This is a genomic window from Burkholderia sp. Ac-20379 (assembly GCF_017104645.1).
In the GTDB taxonomy this organism is placed as follows: domain Bacteria; phylum Pseudomonadota; class Gammaproteobacteria; order Burkholderiales; family Burkholderiaceae; genus Burkholderia.
Window position 1 is genome coordinate 1 of sequence record NZ_JAAGPF010000376.1, and the last position, 6,646, is coordinate 6,646.

General features: G+C 67.6%; 7 protein-coding genes. All 7 read right to left on the bottom strand.

Annotated features, from left to right (window positions below):
• Positions 1 to 382: 382 nt before the first annotated feature.
• Entirely contained in the window at positions 383 to 1,120 is a 738-nt protein-coding gene (gene hutC / locus G3N92_RS29250) for a histidine utilization repressor (protein ID WP_206131058.1), read from the bottom strand.
• Positions 1,121 to 1,174: 54 nt separating this feature from the next.
• Positions 1,175 to 2,785: a histidine ammonia-lyase gene (hutH, locus tag G3N92_RS29255; RefSeq protein WP_206131059.1), complete on the bottom strand. Its 1,611-nt coding sequence runs from the start codon at positions 2,783 to 2,785 to the stop codon at positions 1,175 to 1,177.
• 69 nt (positions 2,786 to 2,854) lie between these two features.
• Positions 2,855 to 3,646, bottom strand: coding sequence for an ATP-binding cassette domain-containing protein (locus G3N92_RS29260; protein ID WP_206131060.1), 792 nt, complete (start codon positions 3,644 to 3,646; stop codon positions 2,855 to 2,857).
• A gap of 26 nt (positions 3,647 to 3,672) precedes the next feature.
• Positions 3,673 to 4,419: an ABC transporter permease subunit gene (locus tag G3N92_RS29265; RefSeq protein WP_206131061.1), complete on the bottom strand. Its 747-nt coding sequence runs from the start codon at positions 4,417 to 4,419 to the stop codon at positions 3,673 to 3,675.
• A 16-nt stretch (positions 4,420 to 4,435) separates the two neighbouring features.
• Complete coding sequence (locus G3N92_RS29270) at positions 4,436 to 5,158, bottom strand: ABC transporter permease subunit (RefSeq protein ID WP_206131062.1); 723 nt, start codon at positions 5,156 to 5,158, stop codon at positions 4,436 to 4,438.
• Between the two features lie 125 nt (positions 5,159 to 5,283).
• Positions 5,284 to 6,132 carry a transporter substrate-binding domain-containing protein gene (locus G3N92_RS29275; RefSeq protein ID WP_206131063.1) on the bottom strand — a complete coding sequence of 283 codons (849 nt, stop codon included), beginning with the start codon at positions 6,130 to 6,132 and terminating at the stop codon, positions 5,284 to 5,286.
• Between the two features lie 259 nt (positions 6,133 to 6,391).
• Positions 6,392 to 6,646: LysR substrate-binding domain-containing protein (locus G3N92_RS29280; RefSeq protein WP_241015087.1), on the bottom strand; the 255-nt coding region annotated here is incomplete at its 5' end.

Below are 6,646 nucleotides of genomic sequence, written 5' to 3' on the forward strand. Positions count from 1 at the left end.
TCTGCAGCATCCGGTAGGCCGCCTCGGCCAGCCAGGTCTTGCAGGTCTTCTCGCTGCCGCGCGGCGCGCGGATCACGCGCGTCGGGTCGAGACGCGGATCGATGTGCTTCGGATGATTCATGACGGCCCCAGGAAGGAAAGGAGGAATGGAGCGAGTCTATCCGGCCAATGTTGTCTAGACAACTCGTTTTCAATAAAAAATATCGTATCCCGTCATCACTCGGTGTTTATCCCGATACGGCATCCGATCCTTTAAAACAGGTATGAAATGAAGACGCGCGGCATCGCCGCGCCCAGCAGCGCGGCGCGATCCTGTCTAGTCAATTCGAAGGGAAAAGCAGAGGCGCGCCGCGAACGGGCGCGCGCGATCGACCGCCGGCGCTCAGACGCTGCCGGCCAGATGAAACCGCGAGGCGGGATGCCAGAGCTGCACCGAGGTGGCGACCGATTCGCCCACCCACGTGCGCCGCCACATCATCAGGCACGGCTCGCCGATCTCCATCGCCAGATGGCGGCGCACCGGCGCGTCGGGCTTCTGCGCATAGATGCGGAAATCGGCGCGCTGGATCGGCGCGAGCTGCACCATGTAGTGGTTCGGCGTTTCGGCCGTGAAATCCTGCTCCAGATAGTGCGGGAACACCTGCGGGTTCACGTAGCGATCCTCGTACTGGATCGGCTCGCCTTCCTCGTAGTGCACGATCAGCGAATGAAACACCGGCCCCTTGGCCAGATTGAGCGCCGCCAATGCTTCGGGATCCTGGCTGATTTCGAGCGCGAGCACCTTGGCCGTGTGACGGTGGCCGCGCGCGACGATTTCGTCGGCGATGTTGCGGATGTCGAGCACGGTGGATTCGATGTCGCGCGGCGCGACGAACGTGCCCGAGCCCTGCACGCGCTTGAGCACGCGGTCGGCCGTCAGTTCGCGCAGCGCGCGCGACACGGTCATGCGCGCCACGCCGAACTCCTTCACGAGTTCGGTTTCGGACGGGATCATGTCGCCCGGCTTCCAGGTGCCGTTCTCGATATGGCCGATCACGTAGCGCTTGATCTGCTCGTAGGCGGGTGCCAGCTTGCGCGCGGCCTGGGGCTGCGCGGCGTCGTCCACTGCGTTGGTAGTCATCGTTATTCTCGACTTCTTTCGTGAAGGGCTGCGGCCAGCCCTGCCCCGCGTTCCTCAGCCGCCGATCGCGGCCGGCAGCACGTCGTTGGCCGAGGCCACCGGGCCGCCCGCCACCGACGGCGCGGCATCGGGCATCAGCGTGCCGTCCACCGGCCGGATCTTGACGGGATCGGGCAGCGGCGGCGGCGCATCGTGCGCGATCAGCCCGAAGGCCAGCGCGATGTCGTCGGCCAGCGGCCGGTCGTCGCGATAGGTGGCCACGTCGTGGCGAATCCGCTGGTAGAGCGTATCCGTGTACGCCGCGCGCGGCGCGTCGACGGGCTGCAGGTCGTAGGCCTGCGCGGCCGCGAGCAATTCTATCCCAAGTATCCGGCAGCTATTTTCGATCACCAGCAGCGCCTTCAGCGCGGCCGGCGTCGCATGGCACAGGTGATCCTCCTGCAGGCCCGACGTGACGCCGCCGTCGAGGCTGGCCGGCGCGGCTTCGCGGCGGTTCTGCGCGACCAGCGATGCTGCGGTGTACTGAGCGATCATGAAACCCGAGCGCGTGCCGCCCGCATGCGCGAGGAACGCCGGCAGCCCGCTGACGAGCGGATTGACGAGCCGGTCGATGCGCCGCTCGGCCATCGCCGCCACCTGCGCGACGGCCACCGCCAGGCTGTCCATCGCCAGCGCGATCGACGCGCCCACCGCATGCGCCTGCGAATAGACGCGCGGCGCATCGGGCGTGCCCGTCACGATCGGATTGTCGGTGGTGGATGCCAGCTCGCGATCGACCACCTCGCCGGTGGCCGCCAGCACGTCGCGCGCCGCGCCGTGCACGTGCGGAATCGTGCGCAGGCTCAGCGGATCCTGCGTGCGCCGGCCGAGCGCGGCGGCCAGCAGGCCGCTGCCGTCGAGCGCCGCGCGCATGCGCTCGCCCACGCGCGCGAGGCCCGGCGACACCCGGAACGCCAGCGAATCGGCGTCGAACGCGGCCATCTGGCCGCCGAGGTTCTCGAAGCTCATGGCCGAGACCGCATCGGCCCAGTCGAGCAGCCGCCCGGCGCGTTGCAGCGCGAGCGCGGCCAGCCCGGTCACGCACGGCGTGCCGTTGATGAGGCTCAGGCCTTCCTTCGCTTCGAGCGACAGCGGCGCGAAGCCGAGCCGGTGCAGCGCGTCCGCACCCGTAAGCCGCTCGCCGCGCCAGTGCGCGTGGCCTGCACCGACGCACACCAGCGCGATATGCGCCATGTGGCTCAGGTAGCCGACCGAGCCGTTCGCCGGCACTTCGGGCAGGCAATCGGCGTCGAGCAGCGCCACGAGCCGCTCGACCACCTCAAGCCGCACGCCCGAGTGGCCATGCGAGAAATTGTTGATCGCGGCGGCCATGATCGCGCGCGTCTCCTCGCGCCCGAGCGGTGCGCCCACGCCCACTGCGTGGCTCATCAGGATGTTGTGCGACAGATCGTGCTGATCGGCCGGCGACACCACCACGTCGCACAGCGCGCCCACGCCCGTGTTCACGCCGTAGGCGCGAATGCCGCGCGCGACGATCTGCTCGACCAGCCGGCGGGCGGCCGCGATGCGCTCGCGCGCGGCCTCGGAAAGATGCAGCGGTTCGCCGGCTGCGACGGCGGCGATGTCGCGCCAGTCGAGCGGGCGGTCGGTACGGAGGATGGCCATGATCGTGCTTGCCTGCGGATCGTGCGTTGAAGACGGTGCGGCACCGGGCCGGAACGCGGCCCGGTTGGTTCAGTTCGTGTTGCGATCTTCGTGACCGGACACGAAACGGCGGAAGCAATCGGATTTGTGCTCGCCGAACACTTCATCGGGCGTGCCGTCCGAATCCACCTGCCCTTGATGCAGGAACATCACGCGGTTCGACACATGGCGCGCGAAGCCCATCTCGTGCGTGACCACCAGCATCGTGCGGCCCTCGTCGGCCAGCGCGCGCATCACGCGCAGCACCTCGCCCACCAGTTCGGGATCGAGCGCGGAGGTGGGCTCGTCGAACAGCATGACCTTCGGATGCATGGCCAGCGCGCGCGCGATCGCCACGCGCTGCTGCTGGCCGCCCGACAGATGCGCCGGATAGTGGCCGCGCCGCTCGCCCAGCCCGACCTTGGCCAGCAGCGCCTCGGCCTCCTCCACCGCTTCGGCGCGGCTGCGCTTGAGCACGCGCATCGGCCCTTCGATCACGTTTTCGAGCACCGTCATGTGCGACCAGAGGTTGAAGTTCTGGAACACCATGCCGAGCTGCGAGCGCACGCGATCCACCTGGCGCGGATCGCCGGGCTGCAGCGTGCCGTCGCGGCGGCGCTTCATCTTCAGTTCCTCGCCGGCCAGCGTGACCGAGCCGTCGTCGGGAATCTCGAGCAGGTTCAGGCAGCGCAGGAACGTGCTCTTGCCCGAGCCGCTCGCGCCGAGGATCGAGATCACGTCGCCTTCGTGCGCGTCGAGCGAGATGCCCTTGAGCACATGGTGCGCGCCGAACGATTTGTGGATGTTGCGGGCGGACAGCGCGACAGGGTTGGCGGATTGCATGCGGTTCTCCAGAGTGAGGCTGCCGGTCACGGCGCGGCGCGGCGGGTTTCGAGCGAGGCGGCGGCGCGCGTGGCCACCACCGGTGCGGCGCGCAGGTGGCGCGACAGCCGCGTTTCGAGCAGGCCGAGCACGCGCACCACGACGAAATTCAGGAACAGGTAGATCAGCGCCGCGCAAATGAACACTTCCGTGGTGCGGTAGGTCTGCTGAATGATTTGCTGCGCCACGCCCGTCACTTCCCAGACGGTCACGAGGCTCGCCAGTGCGGTCGACTTGACGAGCAGCACGGCCTCGGTGGAATACGCGGGCAGGCACTGGCGCAGCGCGATCGGGCCGATGATCCGGCGCAGCAGCGCGAAGCCCGACAGGCCGATCGCGTGGCCGGCCTCGATCTGGCCCACCGGCACGGCCATCAGCCCGCCGCGGATGATCTCGGCCGTGTAGCCGGCCGTGCACAGCGCGAGCGACAGCACCGCGCACACGTACGGCTCGCGCAGCACCGGCCACAGGAAGCTTTCGCGGATCACTCCGAATTCGCCGAGGCCGTAATAGACGAGGAACATCTGGATCAGCAGCGGCGAGCCGCGAAATACCAGGATGTAGCCGCGCGCGAAGCGGTTCGGCAGCCAGTGCGGCGACACGCGCAGCGTGACGATCACGAGCGACAGCAAGCCGCCGAGCACCAGCGACAGGAAGAACAGGCCCAGCGTGGTGGGCACGGCGGCGATCAACTGCCGCAACGTGTCGAGCAGGAACGGGAAATCGATATGCATGGTGGAAAGCCCCGCGTCAGTTGCGTGCGAAGTTGCGCTTGAACGAGCGGCCGACATGCGCCTCGGCCTTGCCGAAGATGCGGTTCGACACGCCCGTCATCGCCAGGTACAGCACGCCGCCCGCCACGAAGAACAGGAAGTATTCGTGCGTCGAGCCGGCCGCCACCTGGGTGGCGCGCAGCAGCTCGGCCAGGCCGGTGACGGAAATCAATGCGGAATCCTTGAGACTGAGCTGCCAGACATTGCCGAGGCCCGGCAACGCGAAGCGCAGCACCTGCGGGATCAGGATGCGACGCGCGGCGGTCAGGCGCGGCATGCCGATCGCGCGCGCGGCTTCGAGCTCGCCGCGCGAGACGGCCAGCACGGCGGCGCGATAGACCTCGGCCTGATAGGCGCCCGAGATCATGCCCACCGCCACCGCGCCGATCGCGAACGGCGGCACGCCGACGAAGCCGTCGGCGCCGAACCACTGGCCGATGGTGGTGACGAGCGAGGAGCCGCCGAAATAGAACAGGTAGATCACGAGCAGTTCCGGCACGCCGCGGAACACCGTGGTGTAGCAGTCGCCGAGCACGCGCAGCGCGCGAAAGCGCGACAGCTTGGCGGCGGCCACGAGGCCGCCGAACACCGAACCGATCAGCAGCGCGGAGATCGTGAGCACGACCGTCATCAGCGCGCCGAGCAGCAGCACGCTGCCCCAGCCTTCCGATCCGAAACCGAGCATGGTGATGATAGACATGACGCCCCCAGGCAAATCCGGCTACAGGTGTAACGGGTCAAACAACAGGTCGAAACGACCGACGAAACAAGCGAAGAAACGACAGCGGCGCCGTGGAGGACACGGCGCCGCGCACAACGCCGCGCTTACGGCGTGACGTCGGTCTTGAACCACTTCATCGACAGGCTCTTGATCGTGCCGTCGGCCTTGGCCGCCGCGATCGCCGCGTCGAACTTGGCCTTCAGGTCGGTATCCGTCTTGCGGAACGCAAGGCCTTCGCCCGGGCCCCAGATCGGGCCGGCGATCACCGGGCCGGCCGGCAGCACCTGCGACTTGCCGGCGTTCGCCGTGTAGTAGGTGATGTCGTCGAACGAGGCGTCGATGCGGCCGTTGGCCAGATCGAGATCGCGCTCGGGCGCGCTCTTGTAGACGCGCACCGAGGCCACATCCTTGAAGTTGTTGTTGACGAAGGCCGTGTAGATCGTGCCCGATTGCAGGCCGATGGTCTTGCCCTTGAGTGCCTTGCGCAGCGCGTCGATGGCGGGCGCGTTGCTGCGGGCGTCGTTGTCGAGGCGCAGCGCGGCGGTGTTCGGCGCCGATTTCGGCAGCAGCTTCGGATCGGAGGTGGCGAACGTGGCCGGCGTGGCCGCGTACGGCTGCGACAGCGCGAGGATCTTCTCGCGGTCGGGCGTGATCGAGATCGCATCCATCAGGACATCGAACTTGCCGGCCTGCAGGCCCGGAATCATGCCGTCCCAATCCTGCGTGACCAGGTTGCACTTGAGCTGCGCATGCGCGCACAGCTTCGCGACCAGCTCCGGCTCGAAGCCGCCCAGCTTGCCGCCGGGCAGCGTGAGGTTCCACGGCGCATAGCTGCCGTCGAGCGCGATCGTGACCGTCTTCCAGTCTTTCGCCTGCGCGGCGCCGGTCATCATCGCGGATCCCAACACCGCGCCGATCAGCAGCGAAACGAGACGGCTGTGCTTACTCTTCATGTCGACATTCCCCATAGGTTCGGAACTACCTGCCAAGCTAACGAGCGATCTTGTATAGACAAGAATGAGTCAACAAAAACACGTTGGCAAGCAATTTCGCCAAAAGAAACGGCGACCTAGGGGATACCCTGAAGCCTTTATTCCATATAGGTTTCAGACGAATCGGCATGCGCAATCGTGGTGCGCGATTGCGACTTCGCGGGGCATCGGTGTTTATCGGCATCAAGTTAACTAGTCAACTTGCGCAGGCGAAAACCGGTCACGACAGCCCGCGCGCGATCACGCGCCCGGCGAACGCCTCGACCACGCCCGGCAAGGTGCGGCCGCGCCGCTTGACCAGCGCCACGGGCCGCACGAACGCCGGATCGTCGATCGGCCGCGCCACCAGCTCCGGCTCGGCCAGCACCTCGCGCGCCGAGGCCGGCAGGATCGTCAGGCCCAGCCCGCCGCGCACCATCGCCACCGCCGTCATCATGTAGGTGGGCTCGCAGGCGATCTCGGGCGCGAGCCCGGC

Coding starts and splice junctions, on each gene's coding strand:
- G3N92_RS29270 (WP_206131062.1), bottom strand. CDS start 5,158: ATGTCTATCATCACCATGCTCGGTTTCGGATCGGAAGGCTGGGGCAGC.
- G3N92_RS29265 (WP_206131061.1), bottom strand. CDS start 4,419: ATGCATATCGATTTCCCGTTCCTGCTCGACACGTTGCGGCAGTTGATC.
- hutC (WP_206131058.1), bottom strand. CDS start 1,120: ATGACTACCAACGCAGTGGACGACGCCGCGCAGCCCCAGGCCGCGCGC.
- G3N92_RS29275 (WP_206131063.1), bottom strand. CDS start 6,132: ATGAAGAGTAAGCACAGCCGTCTCGTTTCGCTGCTGATCGGCGCGGTG.
- hutH (WP_206131059.1), bottom strand. CDS start 2,785: ATGGCCATCCTCCGTACCGACCGCCCGCTCGACTGGCGCGACATCGCC.
- G3N92_RS29260 (WP_206131060.1), bottom strand. CDS start 3,646: ATGCAATCCGCCAACCCTGTCGCGCTGTCCGCCCGCAACATCCACAAA.